9 protein-coding genes are annotated in these 16,209 nt (G+C 67.4%); 2 read left to right on the forward strand and 7 right to left on the reverse strand.

Translation table 11 applies throughout. From position 1 onward, the window contains the following. Positions 1-31: 31 nt before the first annotated feature. Entirely contained in the window at positions 32-502 is a 471-nt protein-coding gene (gene rpsG / locus H7F30_RS14400) for a 30S ribosomal protein S7 (RefSeq protein WP_047310399.1), read from the reverse strand. Next, positions 502-876, reverse strand: coding sequence for a 30S ribosomal protein S12 (rpsL, locus tag H7F30_RS14405; protein WP_047310400.1), 375 nt, complete (start codon positions 874-876; stop codon positions 502-504). The genes rpsG and rpsL overlap by 1 nt, the downstream gene beginning before the upstream one ends. Before the next feature lie 485 nt (positions 877-1,361). On the opposite strand from rpsL, the gene H7F30_RS14410 reads away from it, so the two are divergent. After that, positions 1,362-2,369: a glycosyltransferase gene (locus tag H7F30_RS14410; protein WP_231579492.1), complete on the forward strand. Its 1,008-nt coding sequence runs from the start codon at positions 1,362-1,364 to the stop codon at positions 2,367-2,369. Further along, complete coding sequence (locus H7F30_RS14415) at positions 2,362-3,297, forward strand: NAD-dependent epimerase/dehydratase family protein (RefSeq protein ID WP_187035902.1); 936 nt, start codon at positions 2,362-2,364, stop codon at positions 3,295-3,297. Before H7F30_RS14410 ends, H7F30_RS14415 begins: the two co-directional genes overlap by 8 nt. A gap of 113 nt (positions 3,298-3,410) precedes the next feature. Here H7F30_RS14415 and H7F30_RS14420 read toward each other — a convergent pair whose 3' ends face one another. From H7F30_RS14420 to rplJ, 5 genes are all read right to left on the reverse strand, one after another. After that, positions 3,411-7,307: a DNA-directed RNA polymerase subunit beta' gene (locus H7F30_RS14420; protein ID WP_047310402.1), complete on the reverse strand. Its 3,897-nt coding sequence runs from the start codon at positions 7,305-7,307 to the stop codon at positions 3,411-3,413. Positions 7,308-7,457: 150 nt separating this feature from the next. After that, positions 7,458-10,943 (reverse strand): DNA-directed RNA polymerase subunit beta, encoded by a 3,486-nt coding sequence (gene rpoB / locus H7F30_RS14425; RefSeq protein WP_187035904.1) that lies wholly within the window; start codon positions 10,941-10,943, stop codon positions 7,458-7,460. A 467-nt stretch (positions 10,944-11,410) separates the two neighbouring features. After that, positions 11,411-14,926 carry an ABC transporter ATP-binding protein gene (locus tag H7F30_RS14430; RefSeq protein ID WP_187035906.1) on the reverse strand — a complete coding sequence of 1,172 codons (3,516 nt, stop codon included), beginning with the start codon at positions 14,924-14,926 and terminating at the stop codon, positions 11,411-11,413. A gap of 134 nt (positions 14,927-15,060) precedes the next feature. Beyond that, on the reverse strand, positions 15,061-15,447 hold the full coding sequence (rplL, locus tag H7F30_RS14435; RefSeq protein WP_129664284.1) for a 50S ribosomal protein L7/L12: 387 nt from the start codon (positions 15,445-15,447) through the stop codon (positions 15,061-15,063). 102 nt (positions 15,448-15,549) lie between these two features. Next, a complete protein-coding gene (gene rplJ / locus H7F30_RS14440) occupies positions 15,550-16,140 on the reverse strand; it encodes a 50S ribosomal protein L10 (RefSeq protein ID WP_047310406.1) in 591 nt (196 codons plus the stop codon). Positions 16,141-16,209: the final 69 nt, after the last annotated feature.

Below are 16,209 nucleotides of genomic sequence, written 5' to 3' on the forward strand. Positions count from 1 at the left end.
ACGAAGAGAACGGACCGCCACCCCAACTCGATCACCAGCGGTAGTGCGCGAAGGCCTTGTTGGACTCGGCCATCTTGTGCGTGTCCTCGCGACGCTTGACAGCGGCACCCAGGCCGTTGCTGGCGTCGAGGATCTCGTTCATCAGGCGCTCCGTCATCGTCTTCTCACGACGCTGACGCGAGTAGCCGACGAGCCAACGCAGCGAGAGCGTCGTGGCGCGGGCCGGCTTGACCTCGATCGGCACCTGGTAGGTCGCACCGCCGACGCGGCGGGACTTGACCTCGAGCGACGGACGGATGTTGTCGAGCGCACGCTTCAGCGTGACGACCGGGTCGGTGCCCGTCTTCTCGCGGCAGCCTTCGAGGGCGTCGTACACGATGCGCTCAGCGATGGACTTCTTGCCATCCATGAGGATCTTGTTGACGAGCTGCGTGACGAGCGGCGAACCGTAGACCGGGTCGACGACGAGGGGGCGCTTAGGAGCAGGACCCTTACGAGGCATTACTTCTTCTCCTTCTTCGCGCCGTAGCGGCTACGCGCCTGGTTACGGCCCTTGACACCCTGGGTGTCGAGCGAGCCGCGGATGATCTTGTAGCGCACACCGGGAAGGTCCTTCACACGGCCGCCACGCACGAGCACGATCGAGTGCTCCTGCAGGTTGTGGCCGACGCCCGGGATGTAGGCCGTGACCTCGATACCCGAGGTGAGCTTGACGCGGGCGACCTTGCGCAGAGCCGAGTTCGGCTTCTTCGGGGTCGTGGTGTAGACGCGGGTGCAGACACCGCGTCGCTGGGGGCTGCCCTTAAGAGCCGGAGTTGCAGCCTTGACGGCCTTGTCCTGGCGACCCTTACGGACGAGCTGGTTGATCGTAGGCAACCTGGTTCTCCGAACGTGTCGTTTCTGTTCCGCTCGCCGACCTGGGCCGACGAGCTCCTTGTCATGCCGCGCACCCACGCTCTCGGGCGTGTCCGGCGCGACCCCTCCCCTGCACTTTCGCGCAGACGATCCGCCGGTCCGGCGGACCTTGCCTGACATACGACTGCCCGGCGAGGGTGTGGCAATGGGCAGACTTCCGCCCAAGCACCCATCAAGAGTACCGAGTCGGGGTGCACGCGGCCAAATCCGGCCTGGACCGCAACCCGACACGCCGCCTGAGGTGTCGCCACCCGGATCCCTCGACGCTCCTGCGGCGTCATCGTCGGAGCACCCCCTCCGGAGGGGCCCGCGTCGTGCGGGTCGACGTCGGGTCGCCGCCTCGACGGTGGCCCCCCAGCCCGTGCTGCCGGCCTGCGTCTACGATGTCGTTGATCCAGTCTCCGGCGACTCAGGGCGAGGGCACGCACTTGCACACCATCTCCATCGTGATTCCGGTCTACCAGGGTGAGACCACGTTGCCCTCGGTGATCGACGAGCTGCTCCCCTACACCGAGCCCAGCCGAACCGCGCGCGGAACCGAGTTCCAGGTGTCGGAAATCCTTCTCGTGCACGACAACGGACCCGACGCGAGCGACGACACCATGCGTGCTCTCGCCGAGGCGCACCCCGTGGTCCGTCCGGTCTGGTTGAGCCGCAACTTCGGACAGCACGCGGCGACGCTGGCGGGTATGGCGTCCACCGGCGGTGACTGGATCGTCACGATGGACGAGGACGGTCAGCACGACCCGAAGTTCATCGCCGACATGCTCGACACCGCTCTCACCCAGCAGGCGAGTCTCGTCTACAGCATGGCGCGCAACCCTCCGCCCCACGGCTTCGTACGCAATCTCGCCTCGGTGGGCGCCAAGCGTGTGCTCAGCTCCGCGTCGGGCCTGAAGAACGCCAAGGACTTCCAGAGCTTCCGCCTGATGCTGGGCTCCATCGGTCGCAGTGTCGCCGCGTACGCGGGTCCGAACATCTACCTCGACGTGGCGCTCGGTTGGGTGACGAAGGACGTCGCCACCTGCCCGATCGATCTGCGCGAGGAGGGCGACCGCCCCTCGGGCTACAACTACAAGAGTCTCTTCGGCCACTTCTGGCGGATGTTCCTCACCAGCGGTACACGCGGCCTGCGTGCCGTCAGCCTCCTCGGCGTGGTCGCCGCGATCGCCGGTCTCGTCCTCACCGTCGTCCTCGTCGTGGCGAAACTCTTCTTCGAGCCCAGCCTGCCCTCGGGGTGGCCGTCTCTCATGGTCGCGCTCCTCATCATCGGCGGCGCGATACTCATCTCGCTCGGCATGATCGCCGAGTACATCGGCGTCAACGTCAACATGGCGATGGGTAAGCCCTTGTACCTCATCGTGCCCGATCCGGCTGCCGGACCCCTCGGCCGCGACCGCGCTCAGAGCGGGCCCCAGGCCGGCGTCGAGCAGCCCGCGCGACGTGATGGCTGATCGTCCGACGCTCGTCGTCGGATCGAGCGGCCTGCTCGGTTCGTCCGTCAGCACGCTGCTCGGTGACCGGGCGTTGCGCGCCCGCGTCCGGTGGAGCACAGCGGACGCGCCGGGCGACCTGGCCGCCGCGGCGAACGCTCTTCTCGCGAGTGTCGAAGACGCGCCGTGGCGCGTCATGTGGTGCGCAGGCGCCGGCGTGGTCGGCACGTCCCAGGAGGCGCTCGATCGGGAGGTCGAGGAGTTCGCCGGATTCCTCGAGCACCTCACCGCAGCGGCCGGCGACCAGCGCGGCACCGTGTTTCTGGCCTCGTCGGCCGGCGGCCTGCTCGCCGGTGCCGACGGTCCTCGGCCTTTCACCGAGGCAACCGAACCCGCTCCTCTGGCGCCCTACGGCCACGCGAAGCTCGCCATGGAGCAGGTCGCGACGAGAATCCTCGGTGACGCACATCAGCGCCTCGCCATCGGCCGCATCGCCAACCTCTACGGCCCGGGACAGAACCTGGCCAAGATGCAGGGACTCATCTCCCACCTCGGCCGCACGCTCGTCTCCGGCAGCCCGCTCGGGGTCTACGTGCCGATCGACACGATCCGCGACTACCTCTACGCCGACGACTGCGCCGCCATGGCGCTCGCCTTCGTCGAGACGGCCGAGGAGCGCGACCTCGCGCACACGACGAAGATCCTCGCCAGCGGCAACGGTGTGACGATCGGCGAGCTGATCGGCCTGCTACGTCACCTGACGAAGCGCAAGCCGCACGTCATCTACGCCGCCTCCAAGCTGGCCTCCGCGCAGTCGAGCGACCTGCGACTGCGCTCCATGGTGCTGCCGGAGCTCGACGCGTACGCCACCACTCCCCTGCCCGTCGGCGTCTCGGCGACGGTCGAGGGCATCCTGCGCCAGTTCCGCGAGGGAGAACTCGCGAGCTGACCCAGCACGTGCGAGCCCGACAGGGGTCCTCCCCATACGCACAGCTCAACTGAAACGCCGAAGGCGGCCCCGGTCGAAACCGGGGCCGCCTTCGGCGTTGGTCCTGCGAACGATCAGCTGTCGAAGCCGAGCGAAGCGTCGTCCAGGCGGACGGCCTCACCCGAACCCGGGCCGAAGACCGGGTAGTCGTACGGCTGGTAGTCCGGCAGCGCGTACATCGCGGCCTTCGCCTCTTCCGTCGGCTCGACCTTGACGTTGCGGTAGCGCGTCAGGCCGGTACCGGCCGGGATGAGCTTACCGAGGATGACGTTCTCCTTGAGGCCCAGCAGCGGGTCGCTCTTGGCGTTCATCGCGGCCTCGGTGAGGACGCGCGTCGTCTCCTGGAACGAAGCGGCCGACAGCCACGACTCGGTGGCCAGCGACGCCTTCGTGATACCCATGAGCTCGCTACGACCCGACGCCGGACGTCCGCCCTCGGCGAGAGCCTGACGCGAAGAGTCCTCGAAGCGCGCGCGCTCCGCCAGCTCACCCGGGAGCAGGTCGGTGTCGCCGGCCTCGATGATCGTCACGCGACGCAGCATCTGGCGCACGATGACCTCGATGTGCTTGTCGTGGATCGACACACCCTGCTGGCGGTACACGCCCTGGACCTCGTCGACGAGGTGCTTCTGCACCTCACGCGGGCCGAGGATGCGCAGCACCTGCTTCGGGTCGATCGCACCCTGCACGAGCAGCGTGCCGACCTCGACGCGGTCGCCGTCCGCGACGAGCAGGCGCGCACGCTTGCTCACCGGGTAGGCGTGCGGCTCGGAGCCGTCGTCCGGAACGAGGTGGATTCGACGGGCCTTGTCCGTCTCCTCGATCTCGATCTTTCCGGCGGCCTCGGCGATCGGGGCGACACCCTTCGGCGTACGAGCTTCGAAGAGCTCGACGACTCGGGGCAGACCCTGCGTGATGTCGTCACCGGCAGCACCACCGGTGTGGAAGGTACGCATCGTCAGCTGGGTACCGGGCTCACCGATCGACTGGGCCGCGATGATACCGACGGCCTCACCGATGTCGACGAGTTTGCCGGTGGCCAGCGAACGGCCGTAGCACTTCGCACACGTACCGACGCGGGACTCACAGGTGAGGACCGAGCGGACCTTGACCTCTTCGATGCCGGCCTCGATCAGCGCGTCGAGCGCGACATCACCGAGGTCGTCACCGGCCTGCAGGTACGTCTTGCCGTCGATCTCGATGTCGGTCGCGACGTTACGTGCGTACACGCTCGACTCGACGTCCTCGTGCTCGACGAGCGCGCCGTCGGCGTTGCGCTGCGCGATCGGCAGGACGAGACCGCGCTTCGTGCCACAGTCCTCCTCGCGGATGATGACGTCCTGCGACACGTCGACGAGACGACGCGTGAGGTAACCCGAGTCAGCCGTACGCAGAGCGGTGTCGGCCAGACCCTTACGAGCACCGTGGGTCGAGATGAAGAACTCCAGAACCGACAGGCCCTCACGGAAGTTGGCCTTGATCGGACGCGGGATGATCTCGCCCTTCGGGTTGGCCATGAGGCCACGCATACCCGCGAGCTGACGCAGCTGGAACCAGTTACCTCGGGCACCCGAGTTCACCATGCGGTAAATCGGGTTGTCCTTCGGGAAGTTGTTCTCCATCTGCTTGGAGACCTCGTTGGCCGCCTGCGTCCAGATCTCGATGAGCTCCTGACGGCGCTCGTCGTCCGTGATGAGACCACGGTCGAACTGGAGCTGGACCTTCGCGGCCTTCGCGTCGTAGCCCTCGAGGATCTCGTTCTTGTTCGACGGCATGACGACATCCGAGATGGCGACGGTCGTACCCGAGCGCGTGGCCCAGTGGAAACCGGTCTCCTTCAGAGCGTCGAGCGACGCCGCGACCTGGACCTTCGAGTAACGCTCCGCAAGGTCGTTGACGATGGCCGAGAGGACCTTCTTGTCAACGGGCTTGTTGATGTACTCGTAGTCCTCGGGCAGCGTGCCGTTGAAGATCGCGCGACCGAGCGTCGTACGGATACGCAGCTCGGAGACAAAGCCGTTCTCGTCGGCCTCGACGCCCTCGGGCAGCGAGGTGCCGGCCGTCGGAACGAAGTCGCGAAGGCGAACCGAGATCGGCGTGCCGATCTTGATCTCGCCGGCGTCGAAGGCCATGCGGGCCTCGGCGACGGTCGAGAACGAACGGATGTCCTCGTCCTTGATCTCGTCGGCGTCGAGCACCTCGGAGGTGAGGTGGAACAGGCCGATGATCATGTCCTGCGTCGGCATCGTCACGGGACGACCGTCGGCGGGCTTGAGGATGTTGTTGCTCGAGAGCATGAGGATGCGGGCCTCGGCCTGCGCCTCGGAGCTCAGCGGCACGTGGACGGCCATCTGGTCACCGTCGAAGTCGGCGTTGAAGGCCGAGCAGACGAGCGGGTGGATCTGGACGGCCTTGCCCTCGACGAGCTGGGGCTCGAACGCCTGGATGCCGAGACGGTGCAGCGTCGGTGCACGGTTGAGCAGCACGGGGTGCTCACGGATGACCTCTTCGAGGACGTCCCACACGACCGGGCGAGCACGCTCGACCATGCGCTTAGCCGACTTGATGTTCTGCGCGTGCTCGAGGTCGACCAGACGCTTCATGACGAACGGCTTGAACAGCTCGAGCGCCATCTGCTTGGGCAGACCACACTGGTGCAGCTTCAGGGTCGGGCCGACGACGATGACCGAACGGCCGGAGTAGTCGACGCGCTTACCGAGCAGGTTCTGACGGAAGCGACCCTGCTTGCCCTTGAGCATGTCGGAGAGCGACTTGAGCGGACGGTTGCCCGGACCGGTGACCGGACGACCACGGCGGCCGTTGTCGAACAGCGCGTCGACGGCCTCCTGAAGCATGCGCTTCTCGTTGTTGACGATGATCTCCGGCGCACCGAGGTCGAGCAGTCGCTTGAGTCGGTTGTTGCGGTTGATCACGCGGCGGTACAGGTCGTTGAGGTCGGACGTCGCGAAACGGCCACCGTCGAGCTGAACCATCGGGCGCAGGTCCGGCGGGATGACCGGAACGCAGTTGAGAACCATGCCGGCAGGCTTGTTCTCGGTCTGCTGGAAGGCCGTGACGACGCGCAGGCGCTTGAGCGCACGCGTCTTCTTCTGGCCCTTGCCCGTGGCGATGATCTCGCGCAGCAGTTCGGCCTCGGCGTCGAGGTCGAAGTTCTCGAGGCGCTTCTGCAGTGCAGCGGCGCCCATGCCGCCCTCGAAGTACAGACCGAAACGGTCGCGCATCTCGCGGTAGAGGACCTCGTCGCCCTCGAGGTCTTGGACCTTGAGGTTCTTGAAGCGGTCCCAGACCTGCTCGAGGCGCTCGATCTGCTGGTCCGCACGCTTGCGGATCTGCGTCATCTCGCGCTCGGCGGACTCGCGCACCTTGCGGCGGGCGTCAGCCTTGGCGCCCTCCTTCTCGAGTTCCGCGAGGTCGGCCTCGAGCTTGGACGAACGCGTGTTGATGTCGCCGTCGCGACGGTTCTCGAGTTCCTTCTTCTCGACCTCGATCTGGTTCTCGAGCGACGGCAGGTCGGCGTGACGCTGCTCCTCGTCGACCGAGGTGATCATGTAGGCCGCGAAGTAGATGACCTTCTCGAGGTCCTTCGGGGCGAGGTCGAGCAGGTAGCCCAGGCGGCTCGGGACACCCTTGAAGTACCAGATGTGCGTCACCGGAGCGGCGAGCTCGATGTGACCCATGCGCTCACGGCGAACCGCGGAACGGGTGACCTCGACGCCACAGCGCTCACAGATGATGCCCTTGAAGCGGACACGCTTGTACTTACCGCAGTAGCACTCCCAGTCGCGAGTCGGGCCGAAGATCTTCTCGCAGAAGAGGCCGTCCTTCTCGGGCTTGAGGGTGCGGTAGTTGATGGTTTCGGGCTTCTTGACCTCGCCGTGCGACCACGTGCGGATGTCGTCCGCGGTCGCGAGGCCGATACGAAGCTCATCGAAGAAGTTGACGTCCAGCACTGTGCTGATTCCTTCTCTCGCCTAAATCTGAAAAGTCTGATCGTTGCTGTTGTGGTTGTCCGCACGCCGATAGGCGCGGGACCTAACGTCTGCCGGGGACCGGGGCGCGCTCGTCACGCTCGGCACGAGCGCGCCCCGGTCTGGCCGTGATCAGACTTCCTCGACGCTGCTCGGCTCGCGGCGCGACAGGTCGATACCCAGCTCCTCGGCAGCGCGGAAGACTTCCTGCTCCGAGTCGCGAAGGTCGATCGCCGTGCCGTCGCTGCTGAGGACCTCAACGTTGAGGCAGAGCGACTGCATTTCCTTGATGAGAACCTTGAACGATTCCGGAATGCCGGGCTCGGGGATGTTCTCGCCCTTGACGATGGCCTCGTACACCTTGACGCGGCCGCTGACGTCGTCCGACTTGATGGTGAGCAGCTCCTGCAGCGCGTAGGCGGCGCCGTACGCCTCCAGGGCCCACACCTCCATCTCGCCGAATCGCTGACCACCGAACTGCGCCTTACCGCCGAGCGGCTGCTGGGTGATCATCGAGTACGGACCGGTCGAACGGGCGTGGATCTTCTCGTCCACCAGGTGGTGGAGCTTGAGGATGTACATGTAGCCCACCGACACCGGGTCCGGGAACGGCTCGCCGGAACGACCGTCGAACAGCTGCGCCTTGCCGGAGTTGTCGATGAGACGCACGCCGTCACGGGTCTTGTTCGTCGAGTCGAGCAGACCGCGGATCTCGGCCTCTCGCGCACCGTCGAACACCGGGGTGGCGATACGCGTGTTGGCGCCGGCCTGACGCGCGTCCTCGGGGATCTTGGCGGCCCACTCCGGGGTGCCCTCGATGTTCCAGCCACGCGACGCGGCCCAGCCCATGTGCAGCTCGAGGACCTGACCCGGGTTCATTCGGGACGGAACACCGAGCGGGTTGAGCACGACGTCGACCGGCGTGCCGTCCTCGAGGAACGGCATGTCCTCGACCGGCAGGATCTTCGAGATGACGCCCTTGTTGCCGTGACGGCCGGCGAGCTTGTCACCGTCGGTGATCTTGCGCTTGTTCGCGACGTACACACGCACGAGCTGGTTGACGCCCGGGGGAAGCTCGTCGCCCTCCTCGCGGTCGAAGACCTTGACGCCGATGACCGTGCCGGTCTCGCCGTGCGGGACCTTCATGGACGTGTCACGGACCTCGCGGGCCTTCTCACCGAAGATGGCGCGCAGGAGGCGCTCCTCCGGCGTCAGCTCGGTCTCACCCTTGGGCGTGACCTTGCCGACGAGCAGGTCGCCGTCGCGGACCTCGGCGCCGATGCGGATGATGCCGCGCTCGTCGAGGTCGGCGAGGACCTCCTCGGAGACGTTCGGGATGTCCCGCGTGATCTCCTCCGGGCCGAGCTTCGTGTCACGAGCGTCGATCTCGTGCTCCTCGATGTGGATCGAGGAGAGCGTGTCGTCCTGGACGAGACGCTGGCTGAGGATGATGGCGTCCTCGTAGTTGTAGCCCTCCCACGGCATGAACGCCACGAGCAGGTTCTTACCGAGCGACATCTCGCCACCGTCGGTCGCGGGACCATCGGCGATGACAGCGCCTTCCTCCAGACGCTCACCCTCGGTGACCACGACACGCTGGTTGTAGCAGGTGCCCTGGTTCGAACGCGTGAACTTCGCGATGCGGTAGGTGCTGTACGTGGCGTCGTCGTTGGCGACGGTCACGAGGTCGGCGGAGACCTCCTGCACGACACCGGCCTTCGTCGCACGCACGACGTCACCCGAGTCGAGTGCCGCGCGGTACTCGATGCCGGTACCCACGAGCGGGGCCTCCGAGCGCACGAGCGGCACGGCCTGACGCTGCATGTTGGCACCCATGAGGGCGCGGTTGGCGTCGTCGTGCTCGAGGAACGGGATGAGCGCGGTGGCGGCCGAGACCATCTGACGTGCGGACACGTCCATGAAGTCGACCTCGTCGCGCGCGACGTCGCTCGCCTCGCCGCCCTTGGTGCGGGCCATGACGCGATCCTCGACGAACTCGTTGTCCTGCGTCAGCGGGGCGTTGGCCTGCGCGATGACGTAGGTGTCCTCCTCGTCGGCGGACAGGTAGACGACCTCGTCGGAGACCTTGCCGTTCTCGACCTTGCGGTACGGGGTCTCGACAAATCCGAACGGGTTGATGCGACCGTACGACGCGAGCGAACCGATGAGGCCGATGTTCGGGCCTTCCGGCGTCTCGATCGGGCACATGCGGCCGTAGTGCGACGGGTGGACGTCACGGACCTCCATGCCGGCGCGGTCACGGGAGAGACCACCCGGGCCCAGCGCGGAGAGACGACGCTTGTGCGTCAGACCGGCGAGCGGGTTGTTCTGGTCCATGAACTGCGACAGCTGCGAGGTGCCGAAGAACTCCTTGATCGACGCCACGACCGGGCGGATGTTGATCAGGGTCTGCGGCGTGATGGCCTCGACGTCCTGCGTCGTCATGCGCTCACGAACCACGCGCTCCATACGGGAAAGACCCGTGCGGACCTGGTTCTGGATGAGCTCACCGACGTTGCGGAGGCGACGGTTGCCGAAGTGGTCGATGTCGTCGACCTCGACACGCACGTCGACGTCCTCGCCGTGACGCTTGCCCTTCATCGTGTCCTCGCCGGCGTGCAGCGCGACGATGTACTTGATGGTGGCCACGACGTCGTCGACCGACAGCGTCGAGTCCTCGAGGCCGCCGTCGACACCGAGCTTCTTGTTGACCTTGTAGCGGCCGACCTTCGCGAGGTCGTAACGCTTGCCGTTGAAGTACAGGTTGTCGAGCAGCTGCTGAGCGGCCTCACGCGTCGGCGGTTCGCCCGGACGCAGCTTGCGGTAGATCTCGAGCAGCGCGGCGTCCTGGTCGGCCGTGTGGTCCTTCTCCAGGGTGGCGCGCATCGACTCGTACTGGCCGAACTCCTCGAGGATCTGAGCCTCGGTCCAGCCGAGGGCCTTGAGCAGGACGGTGACGGACTGCTTGCGCTTGCGGTCGACGCGAACGCCGACCATGTCGCGCTTGTCGACCTCGAACTCGAGCCAGGCACCGCGGCTCGGGATGACCTTGGCCGTGTAGATCTCCTTGTCGGAGGTCTTGTCGATGCTGCGCTCGAAGTACACGCCGGGGCTGCGCACGAGCTGCGAGACGACGACACGCTCGGTGCCGTTGATGACGAAGGTGCCGCGGTCGGTCATGAGCGGGAAGTCGCCCATGAAGACCGTCTGGCTCTTGATCTCGCCGGTCTCGGCGTTCATGAACTCGGCGGTGACGAAGAGGGGAGCCGCGTACGTCATGTCGCGCTCCTTGCACTCGTCGATCGAGTACTTGACGTCCTCGAAGCGGTGGTCGCGGAAGCTCAGCGACATGGAGCCGGAGAAGTCTTCGATCGGGGAGATCTCCTCGAAGATCTCCTCGAGACCGGAGCGCTCGGGGACGTCGACACGGCCCTCGGCCTTGGCGGCGGCCACGCGGGCCTGCCACTTCTCGTTGCCGAGGAGCCAGTCGAAGCTCTCGGTCTGCAACGCGAGCAGATCCGGGATTTCGAGGGGCTCACGAATTTTGGCGAAGGTGAGACGGCCGGAGGCAGTCTTCGCCGAGGACAGAGTCTGGGTCGCGGTGCGCGAGGCAGCCAAGGAGTGTTCCTTCCACAGGCCTAACAGAGCGGCTAATACGTGCCCTCAGCCCCGGACGGAACCCGAACCCCAACGCACTCGAGCGCGAGGATCGAACCCACCCGTCGTGGTGACCGGGACGCGACGCGGCCGCAGCCGGTCGAACAGTCGATCTCGTCGTCGTGCTTCGTTGGTTTTCGAGGGTGCCCAGAGACAAGGCAGCGCAAAATAGCAGAATAGTCCCCCGGTCGGGCACATGCAAGTTCGACGTCGTCGAGCGTTCGCTTCGTGCGTCGCGCTCCACCTGAGTCGATATGGAACGAGCCTCTCCCCCGAGGCTCGTATTGAGTTACATGAGGATGGCTCAGCCGGGCTCGCCAGTCAAGCACCCACACCGCGCCGCGCCCGAGCGACCGGCAAAACCCCCGTGATGACACCCCATCCGGGTGATTCGCGGCAGGTCGCCGAGCGGGCGCCCGAGGCTCCGGCTAGCCCGCCAGAGCCCCGAACCGCCCACTCAGCCTGGACCACGGACCGACAGCGGCGACGCGCCCGTCCACGAGCACGACGACGCGGTCGGCCCGGGCCAGTGCGGCCCGCTTCGAACTCGCCCCGATGACGGTGGAGCCTCGCTCGCGCAGCGCGTTCCACAACTCCAGCTCGGTGGTGGCGTCGAGGGCGCTCGAGACGTCGTCGGCGACGATGAGTTCGGCGTTGGTGGCGAGTGCGCGCGCCAGGGCGAGACGTTGCACCTGCCCGCCCGACAGCCGCAGGCCGCGGTGACCGACCAGCGCATCGACACCCCCGGCCCGCTCGATGTCGGGCACGAGACGGGCATCGGCGACGGCCTCGTCGTACCGTCGCGGCAGACCGAGACGGATGTTGTCACCGAAGGTGCCCGACAGAACGCGGGGCGTCTGGGACACGTACGCCACCTGGCCCGGCCGCAGGAAGCTCTCCTCGTCCTCGACGACCTTCCCGTTCCACCGCAGTTCGCCGGTGTGGCGCACGAGCCCGGCGAGCGCGCCGAGCAGGCTCGACTTGCCTGAACCCACCTGACCGAGGACGAGGACGAGTTCGCCCGCCTCCACGGTGAGCGAGACGTCCTCGACGCCCAGCGTGCCGTCGTCGTGCACGGCCGAGAGGTGCTCGAGGCGCAGGCTCTCGAGCGGTTCCCCCGGCTCCTCTTGGGGCGCCGGGGCCCGGCCCGCCGCGAGGTCGACGTCCTTCGGCAGCGACGTGATGTCACGACCACCCGCGTAGGCCACCGTGGCCTGCTGCCACGCCCGGGTGCCGGGAGCCTCCGTGACCACGGCGCTGGCCACCTGGCCGAACCACTCGAACCCCATCGCCGCGTTCGCGACGAGGAGGCCCGTCGCGAGGCTCCACACGTCCCAGACGACACCGGCCCAGGCGATGACGACACCGGCTTCGATCGCGACGAGCGGAACGCCCTGGAGCACGGCGGCGATGCGGTGTTCACGCACGGCGGCGTCGACGCGGCCCGCGTCCACCTGGCGCAGGTGCTCGCGCGCCTCCCGCAGACGCCCCGCCAGCTTGACGGTGCGCGCCGACTCGACGACGGAGACCAGCGCCCGGCCGAAGCGGGCACGGCTCTTCGACGCCGCGGCGGCTGAACTTCCCGCGAGGGGACGCCCGAGGGCCGAAGCCGCAGCGGAGACGAGCATGATGGCGGCGAGCACAGCGCCGGTGAGCGGTGTGCCGGACACGAGCGACGTCATCGCGACGATGGCCAGGCCGTTGAGGAAGTCGACCCAACGGTCGGCGTAGCGCACGAACCGGTCGGCGTCCATCGCGCGGGCCACGACCTCGCCGGGCGGGGTGGCCTCGAGCCGCGACGTTGCCGTCTGACCGAGCAGCACGTTGAGTCGCACTCGAAGGAGCACCTCGATCCACCACCGGGGGTAGCGCGAAACGGCCCACGCGAGGATGCCCGGCCCGAGCAGCACCGCGACGAGGGAGGCGACGAGCCAGGGGCGCCACTCAGCATCCGCGACGAGGGCCTCGACCGTCGTTCCCCACACCCAACCGGTGATGGCTCCCACCGAACCGACGAGGGAGAAGGCGAGGAAGCCCAGCCCCGGGATGGCGCCCCACAGGGGCTTGACCAGGAGCGCGTCACGGATACCCCGCCACAGCGGAGGGGCGGGGTCGACCTTGCGGGCGGCAGGCACGTCAGTGCGCCGACGAGCTCGCAGAACGGGTTGATCGTCCGGCGCCGACGGCGCGTCAGGCGTATCGGCCTCGGGTACCGAAGCGTCGGCTGCCTCCGCAGCCTCGAGGAGGCGGCTGAAGTGGCCCGGTGCCTGCGACAGCTCGTCGTGCGTGCCGAACTGCGCCACGCGGCCGCGCTCGAGCACCGCGACGAGGTCAGCGCGTTCGATGGTCGAGAGGCGGTGGGCGATGATGACCCCGGTGCGGTTCTTGAGCAGCCGCTCCGACGCCGCGACCACGCGCGCCTCCGTCACAGGATCCATCCGCGCCGTGGCCTCGTCGAGGATGACGACCTCGACGTCGCGTGCGAGCAGACGGGCGAAGGCGACGAGTTGCGCCTCCCCCGCCGAGAGCGTGATGCCTCCCGGGCCGAGCAGGGTGTCGACGCCGTTCGGCAGTCCCTCGACCCAGTCGCTCAACCCGAGCTCGGCCATGATCGCCGTCACCCGGGCATTGTCCGCCTCGCCGAAGAGCGTGACGTTCTCGGCCAGCGTGCCCGCGAGGATGTCGGTCTTCTGGGTCACCGTCCCCACAGCGGCGCGCAGGGCGTCGACGTCGAGCTCGAGCACATCACGTCCGCCGACGAACACCTGGCTCGCAGGCGGCTCGACGGCCCTGGAGACGAGGCTCGCGAGCGTCGACTTGCCGGAACCCGTGCGCCCGACGAGCGCGAGCGTCGCACCGGCGGGAAGCCGCAGGTCGACGTTCTCGAGGACGACGTCGTCGCCCGTGTAGGAGAACGTGAGGTCGCGGAACTCGAGGCTGAGATCGCCGTCGGGAACCGGATCGCCCTCGACGCGCTCGGGCTCGACCGCCATGAGCTGACGCAGTCGAGTGATGGCGCCGAGGCCGGCCTGCAGGTCGGGAAGCTGCTCGGCGAGGCGCCCGACCCGCCCGACGAAGGTGCTCGTCACGAGCACGAGCGTCACAACCTGCGAGACCGCGAGGTCACCGCGCGAGGCGAGAACGACACTGACCGCCATCGCCACGGCGAGCAGGAGATGCAGCGTCAGCCCGGAGCGAAGGATGACGCCGACTTCGAGGCGCAGCACGTCCTGGAAACGACGGTGCACCACCGACGACAGGCGCACGATGTTGGCGAGGACGAAGCCCTGGCCGAGGTTGGTGCGGATGTCGTCACGCGCGGCCACGCCCTCTTCGAACGCAGCGGCGTGCTCTGTCCACTGGGCTTCCTCGATGACCTTCCGCTCGGCGATCTTGCCCAGCAGGGGCTTGATGAGCCAGAAGGCCCCCGCGGCGAAGAGCGGGAACATCACCCACGCGGGAGTCCAGGACACGCCCGCCACGACCCACATGGGCACGAGCGCGAAGACGGTGTTGAGCACCATCCACAGCTGCATGCGCACGAGGTTGTTCACCTCGTGGGTGTCGTCGTCGACGCGGTCGAGCACTTCTCCCACGGCCTGCTCCGACAGCGCCGCGAGGGGCTGGTGGAGCACGGCGTCGACGAGGTCCTGGCGCAGCGCGCCGGCAGCCCGGTCGACGACGGTGGCCCACACGTATCGACCCACCGTGTTGAGCACGGCGCTGCCGAGCAGGAGCACGGCCAGCCACGCGACGAGCCCGCCCTCGGGATGTTCCGCGAGCCGCCCTGCGAGGAGCGCCGCGATCGAGGGACCCACCGACGAGACGGCCAGCGCAACGAGCGCGATCGCAGCGGCGGGGCCACGCAGGCGTCGCCAGTCGACAGGAGCCCGATGGGCTTCGGAAGCCGATCGGGTGGGGGCGGACGCTGACTGCTGACTCATGGCCCGGAACACATTAGAGGCAGCCGGTGACGACCGCACACGAATATTGCCCCGACACAAACGACCATCGGGCCGCACCCGCAGGTGCGACCCGATGGTCGAAGTTCACGATCCCAGGCGAGCCTGGGACGAGATCACTTGAGCTCGACGGTGGCGCCGGCGCCCTCGAGGGACTCCTTGGCCTTGTCCGCGGTCTCCTTGTTGACACCCTCGAGAACGGGCTTCGGAGCACCGTCAACGAGGTCCTTGGCCTCCTTCAGACCGAGGGACGTCAGGGCGCGGACCTCCTTGATGACCTGGATCTTCTTGTCACCGGCAGCGGCCAGGATGACGTCGAACTCGTCCTTCTCCTCGGCAGCGGCAGCGTCGCCACCGGCAGCCGGAGCGGCACCGGCAACTGCAACCGGGGCAGCAGCGGTGACGTTGAACGTGTCCTCGAAGAGCGTCACGAACTCGGAGAGCTCGATGAGCGTCATTTCCTTGAAAGCCTCAAGGAGCTCGTCGTTGGAGAGCTTCGCCATGATGGGCGTCCTTTCTGTTCTTGTCGGATCGCAGATGTTCTCTGGCGATCCGTGCCGTGAGTGGCGTTGTGTTGGGTGCGACCTGCTCGACGGGTGTCGAGATCAGGCCTCGTCGCCACCCTCGGCGACGTCTGCGGTGGCCTCTTCGGCAGCCGGAGCTGCGTCGGAAACCGGGCCCTCGGTCTCGACCTTCGCGCGCAGGGCCTCGATTGCACGAGCGCTCTGCGACAGCGGGGCCGCGAAGAGGTAAACCGCCTGGCTGAGCGAGGCCTGGAAGCCCCCGGCCAGCTTGGCGAGCAGGGTCTCGCGGGACTCGAGGTCCGCAAGCTTGTTGATCTCCTCGGCCGACATGGCCTTGCCGTCAAGGACGCCGCCCTTGATGACGAGGAGAGGGTTGGCCTTGGCGAAGTCACGCAGCTTCTTCGCCGTCTCCACCGGGTCACCGGTGACGAAGGCGATAGCGGACGGGCCCTGGAGCTGGCCGTCGAAGGCCGTGACTCCGGCCTCGGCAGCCGCACGAGCGGTCAGCGTGTTCTTCACCACGGAGTAAGTGGCGTGCTCACGAATGGAGTTACGCAGATCGGTGATCTGCGCCACGGTCAGGCCGCGGTACTCCGTCAGCACGGCAGCATCCGAGTTGCGGAAGTTGTCCGCGAGCTCGGCAATGGCTGCATCCTTTGCGGCAGTAGCCATGCGTGCCTCCTTCGGTGGTGAATGCCAGTCGTGAGGGCGCACATGAAAAAGAGCCTCAAGCGCAGGTGC

Origin of the sequence: Dermacoccus sp. PAMC28757 (assembly GCF_014302635.1) — a bacterium.
GTDB classification, from domain to species: domain Bacteria; phylum Actinomycetota; class Actinomycetes; order Actinomycetales; family Dermatophilaceae; genus Dermacoccus; species Dermacoccus abyssi.

What these genes read in the sequence shown, in the direction of transcription:
- rpsG (WP_047310399.1), bottom strand. Translation starts at nt 502, where the DNA reads ATGCCTCGTAAGGGTCCTGCTCCTAAGCGCCCCCTCGTCGTCGACCCG.
- rplJ (WP_047310406.1), bottom strand. Translation starts at nt 16,140, where the DNA reads ATGGCTACTGCCGCAAAGGATGCAGCCATTGCCGAGCTCGCGGACAAC.
- rplL (WP_129664284.1), bottom strand. Translation starts at nt 15,447, where the DNA reads ATGGCGAAGCTCTCCAACGACGAGCTCCTTGAGGCTTTCAAGGAAATG.
- H7F30_RS14415 (WP_187035902.1), top strand. Translation starts at nt 2,362, where the DNA reads ATGGCTGATCGTCCGACGCTCGTCGTCGGATCGAGCGGCCTGCTCGGT.
- H7F30_RS14430 (WP_187035906.1), bottom strand. Translation starts at nt 14,926, where the DNA reads ATGAGTCAGCAGTCAGCGTCCGCCCCCACCCGATCGGCTTCCGAAGCC.